Source organism: Gluconobacter sp. (genome assembly GCF_047722525.1).
GTDB lineage: Bacteria > Pseudomonadota > Alphaproteobacteria > Acetobacterales > Acetobacteraceae > Gluconobacter.
Genome location: NZ_JBDNYY010000001.1, coordinates 319,643 through 337,216 on the forward strand (window position 1 = coordinate 319,643; position 17,574 = coordinate 337,216).

The 17,574-nt window shown below is 62.5% G+C and carries 17 protein-coding genes and 1 other RNA gene; 15 read left to right on the forward strand and 3 right to left on the reverse strand.

Annotation, left to right across the window (positions count from 1 at the left end; genetic code table 11):
• Positions 1-137: 137 nt before the first annotated feature.
• The 4 genes from rplU (at position 138) to proB (ending at position 2,996) form a co-directional block, all read left to right on the forward strand.
• Positions 138-452 carry a 50S ribosomal protein L21 gene (gene rplU / locus ABF859_RS01525; protein WP_011251736.1) on the forward strand — a complete coding sequence of 105 codons (315 nt, stop codon included), beginning with the start codon at positions 138-140 and terminating at the stop codon, positions 450-452.
• Between the two features lie 33 nt (positions 453-485).
• Complete coding sequence (gene rpmA / locus ABF859_RS01530; RefSeq protein WP_062494730.1) at positions 486-752, forward strand: 50S ribosomal protein L27; 267 nt, start codon at positions 486-488, stop codon at positions 750-752.
• A gap of 100 nt (positions 753-852) precedes the next feature.
• Entirely contained in the window at positions 853-1,863 is a 1,011-nt protein-coding gene (obgE, locus tag ABF859_RS01535) for a GTPase ObgE (RefSeq protein ID WP_415525447.1), read from the forward strand.
• Positions 1,860-2,996 carry a glutamate 5-kinase gene (gene proB, locus ABF859_RS01540; RefSeq protein WP_415525449.1) on the forward strand — a complete coding sequence of 379 codons (1,137 nt, stop codon included), beginning with the start codon at positions 1,860-1,862 and terminating at the stop codon, positions 2,994-2,996. The genes obgE and proB overlap by 4 nt, the downstream gene beginning before the upstream one ends.
• A 39-nt stretch (positions 2,997-3,035) precedes the next feature.
• Here the strand turns inward: proB and ABF859_RS01545 are convergent, their stop codons facing one another.
• A complete protein-coding gene (locus ABF859_RS01545) occupies positions 3,036-3,659 on the reverse strand; it encodes a hypothetical protein (RefSeq protein WP_415525451.1) in 624 nt (207 codons plus the stop codon).
• A gap of 54 nt (positions 3,660-3,713) precedes the next feature.
• On the reverse strand, positions 3,714-3,980 hold the full coding sequence (locus ABF859_RS01550) for a DUF2312 domain-containing protein (RefSeq protein ID WP_062510070.1): 267 nt from the start codon (positions 3,978-3,980) through the stop codon (positions 3,714-3,716).
• 276 nt (positions 3,981-4,256) lie between these two features.
• On the opposite strand from ABF859_RS01550, the gene zwf reads away from it, so the two are divergent.
• Both zwf and ABF859_RS01560 read left to right on the forward strand, forming a co-directional pair.
• On the forward strand, positions 4,257-5,726 hold the full coding sequence (gene zwf / locus ABF859_RS01555; RefSeq protein ID WP_415525453.1) for a glucose-6-phosphate dehydrogenase: 1,470 nt from the start codon (positions 4,257-4,259) through the stop codon (positions 5,724-5,726).
• Complete coding sequence (locus tag ABF859_RS01560) at positions 5,727-6,203, forward strand: hypothetical protein (RefSeq protein WP_415525455.1); 477 nt, start codon at positions 5,727-5,729, stop codon at positions 6,201-6,203.
• Positions 6,204-6,227: 24 nt separating this feature from the next.
• On the opposite strand, the gene ABF859_RS01565 is transcribed toward ABF859_RS01560, so the two are convergent.
• A complete protein-coding gene (locus ABF859_RS01565; RefSeq protein WP_415525457.1) occupies positions 6,228-7,223 on the reverse strand; it encodes an alpha/beta hydrolase in 996 nt (331 codons plus the stop codon).
• Between the two features lie 75 nt (positions 7,224-7,298).
• On the opposite strand from ABF859_RS01565, the gene rnpB reads away from it, so the two are divergent.
• The 9 genes from rnpB to murD all read left to right on the forward strand — a co-directional run bounded on the left by rnpB (position 7,299) and on the right by murD (position 17,572).
• Positions 7,299-7,717, forward strand: an RNA gene (gene rnpB, locus ABF859_RS01570) — RNase P RNA component class A.
• A 291-nt stretch (positions 7,718-8,008) separates the two neighbouring features.
• Complete coding sequence (gene mraZ / locus ABF859_RS01575) at positions 8,009-8,491, forward strand: division/cell wall cluster transcriptional repressor MraZ (RefSeq protein WP_415525459.1); 483 nt, start codon at positions 8,009-8,011, stop codon at positions 8,489-8,491.
• A complete protein-coding gene (gene rsmH, locus ABF859_RS01580; RefSeq protein ID WP_415525461.1) occupies positions 8,488-9,459 on the forward strand; it encodes a 16S rRNA (cytosine(1402)-N(4))-methyltransferase RsmH in 972 nt (323 codons plus the stop codon). Before mraZ ends, rsmH begins: the two co-directional genes overlap by 4 nt.
• Positions 9,456-10,238, forward strand: a complete 783-nt coding sequence (locus tag ABF859_RS01585) for a hypothetical protein (RefSeq protein ID WP_415525463.1) — start codon at positions 9,456-9,458, stop codon at positions 10,236-10,238. Before rsmH ends, ABF859_RS01585 begins: the two co-directional genes overlap by 4 nt.
• A gap of 81 nt (positions 10,239-10,319) precedes the next feature.
• Positions 10,320-12,299, forward strand: a complete 1,980-nt coding sequence (locus ABF859_RS01590; protein ID WP_415525465.1) for a peptidoglycan D,D-transpeptidase FtsI family protein — start codon at positions 10,320-10,322, stop codon at positions 12,297-12,299.
• 8 nt (positions 12,300-12,307) lie between these two features.
• On the forward strand, positions 12,308-13,768 hold the full coding sequence (locus ABF859_RS01595; RefSeq protein ID WP_415525467.1) for a UDP-N-acetylmuramoyl-L-alanyl-D-glutamate--2,6-diaminopimelate ligase: 1,461 nt from the start codon (positions 12,308-12,310) through the stop codon (positions 13,766-13,768).
• Complete coding sequence (locus tag ABF859_RS01600) at positions 13,765-15,138, forward strand: UDP-N-acetylmuramoyl-tripeptide--D-alanyl-D-alanine ligase (protein WP_415525469.1); 1,374 nt, start codon at positions 13,765-13,767, stop codon at positions 15,136-15,138. Before ABF859_RS01595 ends, ABF859_RS01600 begins: the two co-directional genes overlap by 4 nt.
• Positions 15,138-16,229, forward strand: a complete 1,092-nt coding sequence (mraY, locus tag ABF859_RS01605) for a phospho-N-acetylmuramoyl-pentapeptide-transferase (protein WP_415525471.1) — start codon at positions 15,138-15,140, stop codon at positions 16,227-16,229. The genes ABF859_RS01600 and mraY overlap by 1 nt, the downstream gene beginning before the upstream one ends.
• Positions 16,226-17,572, forward strand: a complete 1,347-nt coding sequence (murD, locus tag ABF859_RS01610; RefSeq protein ID WP_415525473.1) for a UDP-N-acetylmuramoyl-L-alanine--D-glutamate ligase — start codon at positions 16,226-16,228, stop codon at positions 17,570-17,572. The genes mraY and murD overlap by 4 nt, the downstream gene beginning before the upstream one ends.
• The last annotated feature ends 2 nt before the right edge of the window (positions 17,573-17,574 follow it).

Sequence of the window (17,574 nt, forward strand, 5' to 3'; positions counted from 1 at the left end):
TGTATCGACCGCGGCTGTTCCATGTTCCAATTCCTGTTGGTCGGCATGGAGCCAACGACAAAAAGCGACTGGGTCGCGCCAGATCGGGTCAACCCGGCAGAAGCGGCCACGAGATCGGAACAGAGAGAGTTTCCAGAATGTACGCAGTCATCCGCACCGGCGGCAAGCAGTATCGCGTTGCTCCCGAGAGCATCCTCAAGGTCGAGAAGCTCGAAGCTGAAGCCGGCAGCACCATCACCTTCACCGACGTCCTGATGGTTGGCGGCGAAGGCACCCTGACCGTTGGCGCACCGCTGGTCGCTGGCGCAACCGTGACGGCAACCGTTGTCGCTCAGGATCGTCTGCCGAAGGTGATCATCTTCAAGAAGCGTCGCCGTCAGAACAGCCGCCGCAAGAATGGCCACCGCCAGCCGGTGACCGTCCTGCGCATCAACGCGATCAACGCGGCCTGATCGGCCCGACACTCCAGGTAAGGATAAACAGCCATGGCACAAAAAAAGGCAGGCGGTTCGAGCCGTAACGGACGCGACAGTGCAGGTCGTCGTCTGGGCGTGAAGAAGTTCGGTGGCGAAAGCGTCATCGCAGGCAACATCATCGTCCGTCAGCGCGGCACGAAGATGAAGGCCGGCGCCAATGTCGGTATCGGCCGCGACCACACACTGTTCGCCCTGACGGACGGTCATGTGAAGTTCCAGCGCCGCGCAGAAGGCCGTGTCCACGTTTCCGTGGCACTGCCGGAAGCTGCTGAATAAGCAGCCCGCGTTTTCCAGCGCGAGCGGAAGGGGCCGGTCCTGTTCGGGACCGGCCTTTTTGCGTATAAAGCGCCCCTCACCTTTTCTTGCGGACAATACGATGAAGTTTCTCGACCAAGCCAAGATCTATGTGCGTTCCGGTGACGGCGGTGACGGCGTGATCGCATTCCGGCGCGAGAAATACATCGAATATGGCGGTCCGGACGGCGGTGACGGCGGCCGTGGCGGTGACATCCTTTTCCGTGCGGTCCCCGGCCTGAATACCCTGATCGACTTCCGCTACACGCAGCATTTCAAGGCCCGCAAGGGCGGCAATGGCGCAGGCTCCAACCGGACCGGTGCGGCTGCGGAAAATGTCACCATCAATGTCCCGGTCGGCACGCAGATCTTCGACGAGGATCGCGAAACCCTGCTGGCCGATCTCGACGCCGAGGGCAAGGAAGTCCTTCTGTGCCGCGGCGGTGATGGCGGCCTTGGCAACACCCATTTCAAAAGCAGCACCAACCGTGCGCCACGCCGGGCTGACAAGGGCTGGCCGGGCGAAGAGCGGTGGGTTTGGCTGCGGCTCAAGCTGATTGCCGATATCGGACTCGTGGGACTGCCCAACGCCGGCAAGTCCACGCTTCTGTCCGTGGCATCGCGGGCTCGTCCGAAGATTGCCGACTATCCGTTCACGACCCTTCATCCACAGCTCGGCGTGGTACGCCTGAACAATACGGAAGAGTTCGTGATCGCCGATATTCCCGGCCTGATTGAAGGGGCCAGCGAAGGCGCCGGCCTTGGAGACCGCTTCCTCGGGCATGTGGAACGGTGTGCAACGCTGCTCCATCTGATCGACGGGACGGAGAGTCAGGTCGTCAAGCACTGGCGCCTGATCCGCAAGGAACTGGAAGCCTATGATCCCGAGCTTGCCGCCAAGCCGGAAATCATCGTTCTGAACAAGTGCGATTCCCTGACGCCCACCCAGCGCTCCGCCAAGAAGCGGGCTCTGGCAAAGGCTTCCGGAGCGGAAGTCATGATGCTGTCCGGGGCGACACAGGAAGGACTGCCCGAACTGCTCCGCCTGCTTCAGGATCGCGTGACCACTGCCAAAAAGGACCGGCAGGGATGATCGCTCCGGCTTCTGCTCCTCATCTGGCGCAGGCTCGCCGGATTGTCATCAAGATCGGAAGTGCACTTCTGGTCGACTCAGCCAATGCGACCCTGCGGCTTGAATGGCTGCAGAGCGTCTGCGCGGATATCGCAGACCTGCGCGCCCGCGGGACCCAGGTCATTGTCGTCTCTTCAGGCGCGATCTCACTGGCGCGCCATCGTCTCGGCCTGACATCCCGCCGTCTGCGGCTGGATGAAAAGCAGGCGATGGCCAGCGTGGGCCAGATCGGACTGGCACAGGGCTGGAGCACGGCGCTTGCGGGTCATGATCTGGTAGCGGCACAGCTTCTGCTCACACCGGACGACACGGAAAACCGTGAGCGCCACCTGAATGCACGCGCGACGCTTCAGACTCTGCTTGATCTGGGATGCGTTCCCGTCATCAACGAAAACGACGCCATTGCGACAGGCGAAATCCGCTTCGGCGACAATGACCGGCTGGGGGCCCGCGTAGCCCAGATGACAGGCGCGGACTGTCTGGTGCTGCTGTCGGATATTGACGGGCTTTATACGGCCGACCCGCGACAGGATCCCACGGCGCAGCATATTCCCGTCGTCGAACAGATGACAGACGAGATCATGGCCATGGGAGGCGAACCGCCACCGGGTTATTCATCTGGTGGAATGCGCACGAAGCTTCTGGCCGCGCGGATCGCGACACGCGCCGGCACGAACATGGTGATCGCGGCCGGGCAGGATCATCATCCGCTTCGCAGGCTGCAGAATGGCGGCCTCTGCACCTGGTTCATGGCGCAGACCGATGCCGGATCAGCCCGCAAACGGTGGATCGGGGGGAGCCTTCAACCCAGGGGAACACTCACGATCGACGCCGGAGCCCATCGCGCCCTTCAGGACGGCGCATCGCTCCTGCCAGCCGGCGTGACCGGAATTGAGGGGACGTTTGGCCGTGGTGATCTGGTCGTCATCCAGGATGCTGACGGAGTTGTTATCGGGCGCGGGCTGATCGCCTATGATTCGGAAGAGAGCCGCAAGCTGATCGGTCACCGTTCAGAGGAAATGGAACAGATTCTGGGGTATCGCGGGCGGGATGCCCTGATCCACCGGGATGATCTGACTCTCGACCACCTCTGAAGGGTCAGACCTGCGCCCTTTGCTCAGTCCCGGGTTTGCTCAATCCCTGGGAGGCCAGCGCAGCTTGGGTTCCGAACGCGACCGGTAAGCATCATCTTCCAACGCAACGGTTCGGGAAGACTGTTTCCTGTCCAGGCCACGTCCAAGCGGCTGGCGTCCGCCCCCCGAAGCATCCTGTTCCCACGGAGCACGGGACCAGATGCGCTCGGACGTGCTGGATCCCCCTTCCCCTGCAACCGGTGGCGAAACGCGACCACGACGCGGCAATGTTTCAGGATCGCCTGCCCCCGGACCATCCTCATAGGACGGCAGATCGGGACGGAGGCTCCGCGCAGGCATCAGGTAATCTTCATCCGGCCGGGCCGTAGACGGCGTGACAACGCGCGCTTCAGGCACGGGAGCCATCCGGGATACGGGCGTGGTCGCCGACTGTCCTTCGGGGTCTGCAGAGAGGCTTTCCGGGCGTAGCGAAACAGCCAGTCGCAGGTTCAGCGCACGGAGTTCCGCACGCATTTCCGCGATCTGGAACTCCAGATCCTGCAACCGTGGTTTGGTGCCGAAAACGGCGAAGGGCATGCAGAGCAGCGCCAGCGCAAACAGCGCGGCCACCACAGCCAGGCACCCGAAGGCCCAGCCTGGCAACCATGAGAAATCAGACATCATGAGGAGGCCTGGTCCAGTCTGAAGGTAGCGCGTTTGGAAGTCCGGAGGCCGGAATTACATTCCAAGGGCCCGACGGTAGATATCGAGCAGTGTTTCCTGCTCCTCGACCTCGGCCGGCTCCTGCTTGCGCAGACGGATGATCTGCTTGATGACCTTTACGTCAAATCCGGCGGATTTGGCTTCGGAAAAGATGTCCTTGATATCGCCGGCCAGAGCCTTACGCTCTTCTTCCAGGCGCTCGACACGCTCGATGATGGAGCGCAGACGATCCGCAGCGATCCCGCCCGTGGCAGCGCCTTCGCTTTTGCTTTCTGCATCCATGTCCGGTTTCCTTTTGTCGTCTGGGCTACGTTTCACCGACGCTGCGCAAACACAGCATCCGCCGCGCGGCTTATCGTGATGAGGGCAGGACGGTCAACGGAATTATGCGCACGTTTCATGAACGCGTGAGCATGACGAAGCTTTTCTCCCGATGTCGTGCAGGGCCCCTCCCTTGACAGAAACCCCTCTGACAGGGAACTAGACGGTGCCTGAAAGGGCCTGAACCCTAACCCTTTTTTCCCCGGTCCGCGGGTTCGAGAGGTCAGAGAGTCTTCCATGGAACATTTCCAGCAGGTCGAGCCCTTCGACTATGTCATCTTCGGCGCCACTGGCGATCTCACGATGCGCAAGCTGCTGCCCGCGCTCTACAACCGTCTCCGGATGGGCCAGATTCCAGACGATGCCTGCATCATCGGAGCTGCCCGTACGGAGCTGGACCGGGAGGCCTATGTCGCACGTGCCCGCGAGGCGCTTGAACGCTTTCTTCCCTCAGACATCCTCAGCCCGGGGCTGGTGGAGCGCTTTCTGGACCGTCTCGATTATGTGACGCTGGACAGCAGTCAGGAAGGCCCGCAGTGGGAGACGCTGAAATCCCTGCTCGCCAAGACGCAGCCTGACCGGGTGCGGGTCTATTATTTCGCAACCGCCCCACAGCTTTACGGCAGCATCTGCGAGAACCTGCACACCTACGGGCTGATCACACCCAATTCACGCGTGGTTCTCGAAAAGCCGATCGGAACGAACATGGCCACCGCGACCGCCATCAATGATGGGGTCGGCCAGTATTTCCCGGAAAAGCAGATCTACCGGATCGATCACTATCTCGGGAAAGAAACGGTCCAGAACATTCTGGCCCTGCGCTTTGCCAATCCGCTCATGAACGCGGCCTGGTCCGCCGAGCATATCGAAAGCGTCCAGATCACGGCGGTTGAAACCGTGGGCGTGGAAGGGCGCGCAGCCTATTACGATACGTCCGGCGCACTGCGGGACATGATCCAGAACCATCTGCTGCAGGTATTGTGTCTGGTTGCAATGGAGGCGCCGGATTCCCTTGAGGCCGATGCCGTCCGCAACGCCAAGCTCGCCGTCCTGAACGCCCTGCGTCCCATCACCGACGCAACCGCGGCCACCGAGACCGTCCGTGCACAGTACACGGCAGGCGTTGTCGGCGGCGAGAATGTTCCGGGCTATCTGGAAGAACTGGGCAAGCCAAGTGCTACGGAAACCTATGCCGCAGTCCGTGCCTGGGTCGATACCCCGCGCTGGAAGGGCGTGCCGTTCTACATCCGTACAGCCAAGCGCTCTGGCCGAAAGGTCAGCGAGATTGTCGTGACGTTCCGGCCGGCCGCAACCACGATGTTCGGCGCGACACCTGCCAGCAACAGGCTGGTTCTTCGCGTGCAGCCCAATGAGGGCGTGGAACTGCGCCTGAACGTCAAGAATCCGGCACTGGACGTGTTCAACCTTCACACAGCGGATCTGGACACGTCCATCCGCATGGAAGGCGGCATGCCCTTCCCGGACTCCTATGAGCGGCTCCTGCTCGATGCGGTGCGCGGCGATCCGGTGCTGTTCATCCGCCGCGACGAAGTAGAAGCCGCATGGCGCTGGGCCGAACCCATCCTGGATGCGTGGAAACATGACAAGGTACCCATGCAGACCTACAGCGCAGGCTCCTATGGCCCCGAACAGGCGACCCGTCTGCTTGCCGGCCATGGCGACACCTGGCACGAAGCCTCGGAGTGAGTGCATTTGAACGACGATAAAAGCGCAACGCCCCGTCTGGGCCGCGCGCCGGGCAGAGGCACACGCCGGCAGCCCCGCAGCTTCAAACAGCTTCTGCTGCGGCGGCTCCTGGTGGTCATCCCGGCCTTTCTGCTGATGTTCATTGCAGTCCGCACCGGACTGCTGGACATGTCCTACGACAAGATCACCTTCAGCAAACTGAGCTGGTTCGACAACACTGCCCTGGTGGAGCATCTGCGCCTGGTCGTGGTGAAAGACAATCTGACGGACCTGCCCCGTCACTGTCTGGTCTTCGTCGTCAACGGCAATGCTGCGGACAACACGCCAACGATGGACGTTCTGGGACGCCACGGAAATGGCTGCCCCGGCACCACGCCCTCCGCCGACAAACTGTTCAGCCTGAAGATCAACCGCTCCGCACGTACGGTGCAGACAGACGCAGGAACGCCCGGCGCGTTCCATAATCTACCGCTTTAACGCCTCCCGAAAAGGCGGCGCCTCCTAAGAGGCTCCGCCTTTCTTCTGCACGAATGCCTCGCGCAGGAACATCCCCCCTTCCCGCAGCGCCTGACGCCCGTCCCGAAACAGCGCATAGCCGTTCAGGAAACCGTGAATCATGCGCGGAAAGTTCTTCAGCCTGACGGGCACGTCCGCCTCATCAAGACGCCGGGCATAGAGTTCCCCCTCACCCCGAAGCGGATCAAATCCCGCTGTCACGATCATGGCCGGAGGAAGATCCCGGAAGCTGTCTGCCAGCAGAGGCGAAAATGCCGGATCGAAAAGCTCCTCGGGTGTGCTGAGCGTCTGACCACAATACCAGTACAGGAGTTCCGTGGTCAGCATGTAGCCCTCTCCATATGCCTGACGTGAGGGCGGTATGAACGGACCACTCAGCGCCGGATAATAAAGAAGCTGGGCAGTGAGAGGACGCCTTCCGCTGACCTGCACCCATTGCGTGAGGGCAGCGGAGAGATTGCCCCCCGCGCTGTCTCCGGCAACCGCGACAGGCACATCCGCGGGAACAGTTCTGAAAATCCAATCCAGTGCGGACTTCGCGTCTTCCAGCCCCGCGGGGAACCGGTATTCCGGCGCGAGACGATAATCCAGAGAAAGAACCATCGCCCCGGACGCTGCGGCGAGACGACAGCAGATCCCGTGATGGGAGACGAGACCACAGTGCACGAATCCTCCCCCATGCAGAAAGAGCACGACACCCCGGACTTTTCCACGCGGCCGATACAGCCGCGCCGTACGAGGGCCATCCGCGCCGGGAATATGGATTTCCCACCAGCGACGGATCCGCAGCGATGAGAGCCGGACCGGGAAACTCGGAAGCCCCGTCACGCGCCGGATCTGTCGCAGGATGTCCGCGGATGGCGGTACGGCGGGGATGGGCGGGATTTCATCCAGAGCAACCGTACGGGGTGTGACACCCCGCCTGCGGCCCTGTCGGGCGAGCCAGGACAGGAAAATCCGCAATGTCAGGGTCGGGCGCATTTCGCCATTATGCCGGGATCATACCGAAAAGTCTGCCCTTGACCCCACGGGCGTCCCGGAGCAGTGTCTGCGCCGCCAGACGGCTGGACGATCGCTGTGTGTGCGATGAGGATCGCATACAGGGAGGAAAGTCCGGGCTCCATGGGAAGACGGTACCGGTTAATTGCCGGCGGGGGCGACCCCAGGGACAGTGCCACAGAAAACAGACCGCCCGCCGGACTGTGCTCCACGCGTTCATTCGCCGGGGAACATGTTGCGGGTAAGGGCGAAACGGTGCGGCAAGAGCGCACCGCATCTCCGGCAACGGCGATGGTCATGGTAAACCCTACCGGGAGCAAGACCGAATAGGAACGGCAGGTTTCCGCAAGGAAACCGGGGGTTTCTCGCCCCGTCGTTCGGGTTGGTTGCGTGAGGCCTGCAGCAATGCAGGTCCCAGAGGAATGATCGTCCCGCCCTCGGGCGGACAGAACCCGGCTTACAGGCCGTCTGGCACCCTCTGAAAAAATCTGTTCTTCCAGTAATTGTTCCACCCACCAAAGAAGAACAAAAACAGAACAAATAACGGCAGGTATAGATCCGCTTTCGCGATTATCCCTGATAAACCCTAACAAACCGCAAAAATTTCCGTCACATTTCCATTTTCGAAAATGCCGCAGTTTTCTGCGGTTTTCTGACGATATCTGTTTGACGTCCCATGAAATCCCATGATATCCCAGTCAAGACCAAGCCAAATAACCAGAAGCCGCATGACCGGTTCTGATCGCAAGTAAGGAGGCACATCATTCATGAGCATGTTCCTCGGCACGCATCAGAACCGTTTCGATGCCAAGGGGCGTGTTTCCATTCCCGCATCTTTCCGCGCCGCCCTGAAATCGCAGGCCCAGCCGGGAGATCCTCTGGTCATCCTGCGCCCGTCCCATCTTCACCCCTGCATCGAAGGCTGGACGGTCGGTGCTTTTGCATCCCTTGCGACACCGCTCGACGAATACGATCCCTTTTCGGAAGATCATGAGGATCTGGCCGCGAGCCTCTATGCGGACGCCTATCCACTGGACAGCGACAAGGAAGGCCGCATCATCCTTCCCGAAACCCTGCGCACCCACGCAGCCCTGACGGACGAAGTCGCTTTCATGGGACTTGGCCGGACCTTCCAGATCTGGAATCCGACCGCTGCCGCAGAACGCCGTCAGGCCGCCCGAAGTCGCGCAAAGACCCTCGCAGGCAGCCGTCGCCCTGTCAGCACCAACACTTCGGGAGCAGCGGAATGAACGCAATCACCCTGGTCCATTCCGGTCACGTCCCGGTCATGCTGCACGAGGTTCTCGAAGCCCTCTCCCCGCGCGCCGGTGGACGTTATCTGGATGGAACGTTCGGTGGCGGTGGCTATGCCCGCGCCATCCTGAACGCAGCTGACTGCACCCTTGATGCGATCGACCGCGACCCCGCTGCCATCGAGCGCGGAAACGCCATGGCCATTCAGGCCAATGGGCGACTGCGGATGCATCAGGGGACGTTCGGCGACATGGAAGCCCTGGTCGGAGCAGAAGGCCCGTTCGACGGCATCGTACTGGATCTGGGTGTTTCGTCCTTCCAGATCGATCAGGCCGAACGCGGATTTTCATTCCGGAACGACGGCCCGCTGGACATGCGAATGGGCTCTGATGGCCCCTCCGCTGCCGATCTGGTGAACACCAGCAAGGAAGCCGACCTCGCGGACATCCTGTACCGTTATGGCGAGGAAAAGCTCTCCCGCCGCATCGCACGCGCCATCGTGGCAGCCCGCGCCGAGGCCCCGATCACCTCAACCGGCCAGCTCGCGCATATCATCCGCTGCTGCGTCCCCCGCGACCGCGCCAATATCGACCCCGCAACCCGCAGCTTCCAGGGGCTGCGCATTGCGGTGAACGACGAGCTTGGCGAACTGGAGCGCGCCCTTGAGGCCGCACCGCGCCTGCTGGCACCCGGTGGTGTTTTCGTGGTCGTAACCTTCCATTCCCTCGAAGATCGTCTGGCCAAGCGCGCCATGGCGGTGCTCGCAGGCCGGACAGGAAACCCGTCCCGTTACGAACCAGCCCCGCTCCGTCAGGAAGCGCCGGCCTTTTCCCTTCTTCATTCCCGTCCCCTCTCCGCCACGGATGAGGAATCCCGGGAAAATCCGCGCGCGCGCAGTGCCCGTCTGCGTGCACTGGTCCGCAATCCCGTCTCCAAGATGCCCGTCTCAGGAATGCCCTCATGATCCGGCCCTTCACCGTCGCCTGCGCTGTCCTTGCCGCAGGATCTGGCCTGTTTCTCTATACCAAGAAGCACGAGACCACGGTTCTGGACCAGAAGATCACGAAGATCGTCCAGGAAACCCAGCGCGTGCGTGGCCAGACCGCCATGCTCCGGACGGAATGGGCCCTCCTGAACCAGCCGGACCGCCTGAACACACTGGCAGCCCGTTTCGTGCCTTCCCTGCACCCGATGGAGCCGGACCAGTTCATCCGCATGGCCTCGCTCGAAGCCCGTCTGCCCGCCCCTGGTTCGAAGGCGCAGCCAGCCGATCCGCGTGAAGGACTGCACGAGGTCGTCAACCGCGCTGCCGAGGCGGCACACCTGCCGCTGCCAGCACCACAGGTTACCCATACGCCTGCACAGCCCGCTCCGGCGCCTCACCCAATGGTCGTCGCCGTGGCAACGCACCCCGCTTCGGCACCAAAGCCTGTGCTGGGTCAGCCGCATGTCTCCCATTCGCATAACGCCGACATGCAGGTGGCGTCTGCAGCGCCACGCACCGTTACGGCATCTACCCACAGCCATGCGGACAGCGCCCCCAGCGTCCGTCTCGTGAGCTATCGTGAGAGCCACCCTGCCCCGCTGATGGTCGCAGCCTGGCATCCGCAGACCGTGCGTGTGAGTCACGCCGCAGCACCGGCCCGTCTGGCTGAAGAGCATCCGCACCCGCATCACGCACAACTTTCCGCTCTGGGAAATGCGAATGACGCATTGCCCGCGCCTGTGCCGTTGGCTAACTGAGAGCTCTTCCATCATTAACCGCTCGTTCAGCATTTTCAGATAGCTTAGGGCGAGCCCTTCAACAGGACGCACCCCCGCACGATGCCCCAGGACGTGCCACCTTCTTCCGGTTCGCAGCGCCCCGAGCGTCCGGATGTGCCGTCTGGGCGTTCCCGGCAGACCGCGCCGCCACGGGGATCGCGCAGGCTGAATCTCGACCAGATGCACGGGCGCCTGCTCGGCGTCGGCATGGGCTTTCTCGCGATTTATGGCGCCGTGGCGCTGAAAGCGACCGTTGCCACCGTCCTGATGCCAATGGAACCGGAAAAGCGCCAGATCGCTCCACAGGTTCCCGAGATTCCCAAGAGTGACCCGCGCGGGGAGATGGCAGGCGATTTCGTCCTGCCGACCGTCAAACGCGCAACCATCACCGATCGAACAGGACAGGCGCTGGCGCTCTCGCTCCCTGTCGCTCAGGTCTATGCGAACCCGATGGAGCTGATCGACCCGGCCGATGCAGCCGACAAGCTGCGAAAGGTCCTGCCGCAGCTCGACCGGGACGAAACGATCCGTCGCCTCTCCCTGAAAAAGCAGTTCGTCTATCTGGCACGTGACATCTCGCCCGTTCAGGAAATCGCCATCAACAATCTGGGCATCCCGGGCATCTATTTCGAAGCCGGGGAACGCCGTCATTATCCGCTGGGCCGGACTGCCGCCCAGATCATGGGCAGCGTTGACATCGACGATCACGGCATCGCAGGCGTGGAGCGGTATTTCGACAAGCGCCTGAACTCCGACAAGTCGCCGCTGCGTCTGTCACTGGACGTCCGCGTGCAGACCGTCGCGCATGACGAGCTTCAGGCTGCAAAGGACGAGTTCTCGGCCATTGGCGCCAGCGCCATCGTCATGGACGTGCGCACCGGCGAGATCCTCGCCATGGTCAGCCTGCCCGATTATGACGCCAATGACTTCGGCCATGCGCCCAACGATGCCCGCTTCAACCGGGCCGTCACCGGCATGTACGAACCGGGTTCGACCTTCAAGCTTCAGACAGCAGCGATGGGCCTGCAACTCGGGATCGTCCATCTGTGGGACCGTTTCTCGACAATTCCCATCAAGGTCGGCCGCTTCACAATCCGCGATATGAAGACAGACCATTTCGCCCCCTGGCTCTCCCTGCCCGGCGTTCTGGCCTATTCGTCCAACCCGGCCGCAGCGCACATCGCCCTTGATGTCGGCGCCACCCGCCAGCAGGACTGGCTGCGGAACATGGGCTTCTTCAACCGTGTTCCCGTCGAACTGCCCGAAGCCGGGCGCCCACTCGTTCCCGCATCACGCAACTGGGGTATCTCCACAGTCATGACGGTCGGGTTCGGTCACGGTGTTGCCGAGCCGCCGCTGGCCATCGTGCGTGGCACGGCAGCAACCGTGAATGGCGGCATCCTGCTCAAGCCGACCCTCGTGGCGCGCGATACCGAAGACGACAGCAAACCCACCGCGGATACCGCTCAGCTCCGCCCGGTCGCCTACCGGCCCGATGCCGATGGAGACGATATCGGGGCGCAGACACCTGTGGGCACCCGTGTCCTGTCCGAACAGACGTCAGCGATCCTGCGCAAGCTGTTACGTCTGGACGTCACACTGGGAAGTGGCAAATCCGCCGAAGTGCCGGGCTATTACGTCGGCGGCAAAACCGGTACGGCGGAAAAAATCGGCGCACATGGCGGCTATCTGAAACACGTCAACGTCTCGGCCTTCACAAGCGTGTTCCCGATGAATAACCCGCATTACGCAGTCTATGTCATGCTCGACAGCCCACAGGGCACGGCCGCCACGCATGGCTGGACGACGGCTGCCTGGAACGCGGCACCCACGGTCAAGAAGATCATCTCGCGTGTCGGGCCGATCTTGAATCAGTTCCCCGATCTGGCGAACAAGGATGCGATCGACGCCTCCCTGGCCATTCCGATGAACCCGCCCGTTCCCGCCGGATACCGCGCCCTTGGTCCCGGAAATGATCCGGGTGACCCGCGCAATCAGGCCCACGCCCCCAAGACCCAGCCCTCAAAGACACAGCACTGAACCGTTTTATGCGCCTCTCCCAGCTCTTCGCCCTCTGCGGCACGTCCCAGCCCCTGACGGACGATCCCGATATCCTGTCCGTAACGGCCGATAGCCGGAAGGCCGGACCGGGCGCCCTGTTCTTCGCCCTGCGGGGAGTAAAGCAGGATGGCAGCGCCTTCATTGCACAGGCCGCATCGCAGGGGACTGCTGCGGTCATCGTGGATCACGAGACTACCAATGCGGGTGGCGCAATCCCCGTAGTCGTGCGTCCGAATGCCAAGCATCTTCTGGCCCGCATGGCGTCCGCCCTCGCCGGTCCGCAGCCGTCCTGCATCGCGGCCATTACGGGAACGAACGGAAAAAGCAGCACGGCCGATTTCCTGCGGCAGCTCTGGATCCTTCAGGGGCACCGCGCCGCCAGTCTGGGAACGCTGGGCCTGGTTTCCGATACGGACGTCCCGCCACCACCCAGCCTGACTACCCCCGATCCCGTCTCCCTGTCCCAAACCCTTGCCGCTCTGGCCCAAAACGGGGTTGAGCATGTGGCCCTTGAGGCGTCCTCGCATGGTCTGGAACAACACCGGCTGGACGGCGTCAGACTGACGGCCGCGGGCTTCTCCAACCTCACCCGCGACCATCTCGATTATCATCTGACGCTCGCAGCCTACCGCACGGCAAAGCTGCGCCTGTTTGACGGGGTTCTTCCGGCAGGAGGAATCGCGGCCGTCAACGCGGATATGGACGGTGAAACGCTCGCAGCCCTTCAGGCCATTGCAGAACGCCGTGGCCTGGACCTGCGCAGTGTCGGACGCAACGGAACGACCCTGCGCCTGATCGAGGCACGGCCCACGCCTTCCGGACAAATCCTGCGTTTGGCCCTGCATGGCGAGGAACTGCCCGAAATGTCTCTCTCCCTGCCCGGACGCTTTCAGGCCGACAACGTGATGCTGGCGGCGGCCATGTGCTGGGGCAACGACGCCGACGCCCGGCAGGTTCTCGCACTTCTGCCGCGTCTGACAGGCGTCCACGGACGATGCGAACGGGCGGTCGAACTGCCCGGCGGCGCGGCGGCCTATGTCGATTATGCCCATACCCCTGACGCCCTCGACTGCGTCCTGTCCAGCCTGCGTCCCCATACCAGCGGAAAACTGGTCGTGGTCTTCGGCGCAGGCGGTGACCGTGACCGTGGCAAACGCCCCCTGATGGGCGCCGTTGCCGCCCGGATGGCCGATGTAGCGATCGTCACGGACGACAATCCCCGCACGGAAGAGGCGGCCACCATCCGCTCCGAGATCAGAGCCGCCTGCCCTGATGCGCTGGAAATCGCAGACCGTCGCAGCGCCATCGCAGCAGGTCTCGAAACCCTGAATCCCGGCGACATTCTGGTCGTGGCAGGCAAGGGGCATGAGCAGGGCCAGATCGTGGGAACAGACGTCCTGCCCTTCGACGACCGTCTCGTCATCCGTGAACTGGCAGGTGCAGCGTGAGCGTCCTGTGGAACAGTGCAGACCTTCGGGCCGCAACAGGCGGAACCCTTGAAGCGGATGTCCGCGTCACGGGCATTTCGATCGACACCCGAACGCTCGCACCCGGAGACCTGTTCATTGCCCTGCGTGGCGAGACCAGCGACGGCCACGCCCACATCCGGCAGGCGCTGGACAAGGGCGCAGCCTGCGTCCTCGTGCATGACACCACCGGACTGGACGATCCGCGCCTCCTGACCGTTCCGGACACCATGACCGCACTGGTGGAGCTGGGCCGCTATGCCCGCGCCCGGTTTCGCGGCAAAGTCGTCGCCATCACCGGGAGCGTGGGCAAGACGACGACCAAGGACATGCTAAAGGTCGCGCTGTCCGCCATCGGCCCGACCCATGCCGCCGTCGCGTCCTACAACAATCACTGGGGCGTTCCCCTGACGCTGGCGCGACTGCCGCAGGATGCACGGTTCTGCATCAGCGAGATCGGCATGAACCATGTGGGAGAAATCGCTCCCCTTGCCTCTCAGGTCCGTCCCGATGTGGCCGTCATCACCACGATCGGCACAGCGCATCTCGGTCATATGGGCAGCATCGAGGCGATCGCGCAGGAAAAGGCCTCCCTGTTCGGCGCACTTGCGTCCGGCGGCATTGCGATCGTGCCCGATGATGCACAGGGGCAGGCATTCTTTACGGCCGCTCTTCCGAAAGGATGTGCCCTCTGGCGTTCAGGCTTCTCCGAAACAGCACAGCTTCAGATCCACAATCTGCACTGTTCGGCAGAAGGCAGTCATTTTTCACTTCACATGCCCGAAGGCCTCCAGAACGTGACACTGACCGCGCCGGGTGAGCATCTCGCCCGCAATGCCGCTCTGGCCCTCGGCGCCGTTGCGGCCCTTGGTGAAAAGGTCGGCGTGGCCGCTGAAGCCCTTCGGAGTTTCGTGCCGGGTGCAGGACGCGGGCAGATCCGTACAATCCTGAACGACGTCCGTCTTCTGGACGAAAGCTATAACGCGTCCACGCCCAGTGTTCGCGCGGCACTGGCCACACTGGCCCTTCTGCCGGCACAGCGCCATGTCGCGGCCTTGGGGGACATCCGTGAACTCGGCACATTCGCCGATGCCGAACACCGCTCTCTGGCAGACGCCGTGCAGGCCACCAAAGCCCTCGCCTTCTGTTGCGGCCCTCATATGCGCGCGCTCTACGACGCGCTTCCGCCCGAGTTGCAGGGAGGATACGCCGCTGATGCCGCCTCTCTGGCGCCCCTGCTCCTCAAAGCCCTTCGCCCCGGTGATCTTCTGCTCGTGAAAGGCAGCTTCGGCAGCCGGATGCGTGACGTGATCTCAGTCCTCGACAACGCTTCCAGCCCGGTTTCTGCCTGATGCTTTTCAATCTCATCGCCGCCCATGACACGTCCCATGGCGGGTTCTTCAACCTGTTCCATTACCTGACGTTCCGTTCGGGCTGCGCCTGCCTGACGGCACTGGTCATCTCGCTGGCACTGGGCAACCCCTTCATCGCACAGCTCAAGCGCATCCAGCGCGAAGGCCAGCCAATCCGCACCGTCGGCCCCGAGCGGCATATTCTGGAAAAGGCTGGCACCCCCACCATGGGCGGCATGCTGATCCTGATCGCGCTGTTCTCAGCCACCTTGCTCTGGGCAGATCTGACAAATGGCTTCGTCTGGGCAGTCATGCTGACCACGGCGGCCTTCGGGGCCGTCGGTTTTGCCGATGACTACCTCAAACTCTCCAAACGTAACACGACCGGTGTTTCCAAGCGGACCCGACTGGGCTGCGAGTTCCTGGCGTCGCTGGTTGCCGGGATCTGGCTCCAGTCCCTGACACCGCCGGAACTGCGCAACATGGTCGCCTTTCCATTCGTCAAGGACGTGCTGCTGCCGCTGGGATACGCCTTCCCGATCTTTGCGATGATCACCATCACAGGCTTCGGCAACGCCGTGAACTTCACGGACGGTCTGGACGGTCTGGCCATCGTCCCGGTCGTAATCGCAGCCCTGGTCTTCGCCCTGATTTCCTATCTGGTCGGCAACCACGTCTTCGCCGACTACCTGCAACTTCACCCGGTTCCCGGGACAGGCGAACTTGCGGTTTTCTGCGCGGCCCTGATTGGAGCGGGCCTCGGTTTCCTGTGGTTCAATGCCCCTCCGGCCGCCGTTTTCATGGGCGATACCGGCTCCCTGTCCCTCGGCGGCGCCCTCGGAGCCATTGCCGTCGCGACCAAGCATGAACTCGTCCTGTGCATCGTGGGCGGCGTCTTCGTGGCCGAAACCCTCTCTGTCGTCATCCAGATCTTCTGGTTCAAACGCACGGGCCGGCGCGTGTTCCTCATGGCACCGCTGCACCATCATTTCGAGAAAAAGGGATGGCAGGAGCCAAAGATCGTGATCCGGTTCTGGATCGTCTCCATCGTCCTCGGCCTGTGCGGTCTGGCGACGCTGAAACTGCGATGAGCGGCTTTTCACCCACCCTTCTGGCAGGCGAACGTTACGCCGTCTGCGGTCTGGGGCGCAACGGCACGGCTGTTGTGCGCGCGCTGCTGGACATGGGCGCACAGGTACAGGCCTGGGATGATCGCAATGCTGATCTGCCCGCGCACCCGAACCTGACGGTTGCACCCCTGACCGATCTGTCCGGCATGACGGCGCTGATCCTGTCGCCCGGTATTCCGCATCTCCTGCCCAAGGCTCATCCCGTCGCCGAGCTCGCACGCGCGCAGAATGTGCAGATCCTGTCTGACGCCGAGATCCTGTATCGCGCCGTCCGGAAATCCGGTTCAAAGGCAGCCTTCATCGCCGTTACCGGCACGAACGGGAAATCGACGACGACGGCCCTGATCGCCCATCTCTTCACGGTTGCCGGTCGCCCCTGTGCAGCAGGCGGCAATCTCGGAACGGCATCGCTGGCATTGCCGCTCCTGCCCGATGACGGTGTGTACGTCATCGAAATGTCGTCTTACATGCTCGAACGGCTGGACCGGTTTCATGCCAGTGCCGCCTGCCTGCTGAACCTCACACCTGACCATCTGGACCGCCACGGCGATATGGCTGGCTATGCCGCCGCCAAGGCCCATGTCTTCGATAATATGGGCCCCGACGATCTGGCCGTGATCGGCATGGACGACGACTGGTGCCGCTCTATCGCCACTCAGGTCGCATTACGCGGCGTGCAGGTCGTTGAACTGGACGCGGATGCCCTGCCACCATTTGAAGGCCCTGCCCTTCCCGGACGACACAATGCCCAGAATGTGGGAGCGACCTGGGCCATCGCACGCCATCTCGGGCTTGCCGATGATCAGATCTGCACCGGCCTGAAATCCTTTCCCGGTCTGGAGCATCGCCTGCAGAAAGTCGCTGAATGCGATGGTGTCTCCTTCATCAATGACAGCAAGGCCACGAATGCCGAGGCCGCATCCAAGGCGCTCGCGTCCTATGACAGGGTCATGTGGATTGCAGGCGGTGTCGCAAAAGCCGGTGGCATTGAAAATCTCACACCCTTTTTCGATCACATCGCGGAGGCCTTTCTGATCGGACAGGATGCAGATGTTCTGGCTGGAACGCTGGCAGCGCATGGCGTACCCGTCCATCAGTGCGGAACTCTGGAAAAAGCGGTTCCAACGGCCTTCAGCGCGGCGCTTCGGGCAACAATCCCCGTCGTCCTGCTCTCACCCGCCTGTGCAAGTTTCGATCAATTTCGCAGTTTCGAGGATCGTGGTTCACACTTTCTTCAGATTTGCGATAATATTGTGAAATCAGGTCATTCGGGCACCACGCTCACGCAGAAGCAGGAGGATTGACA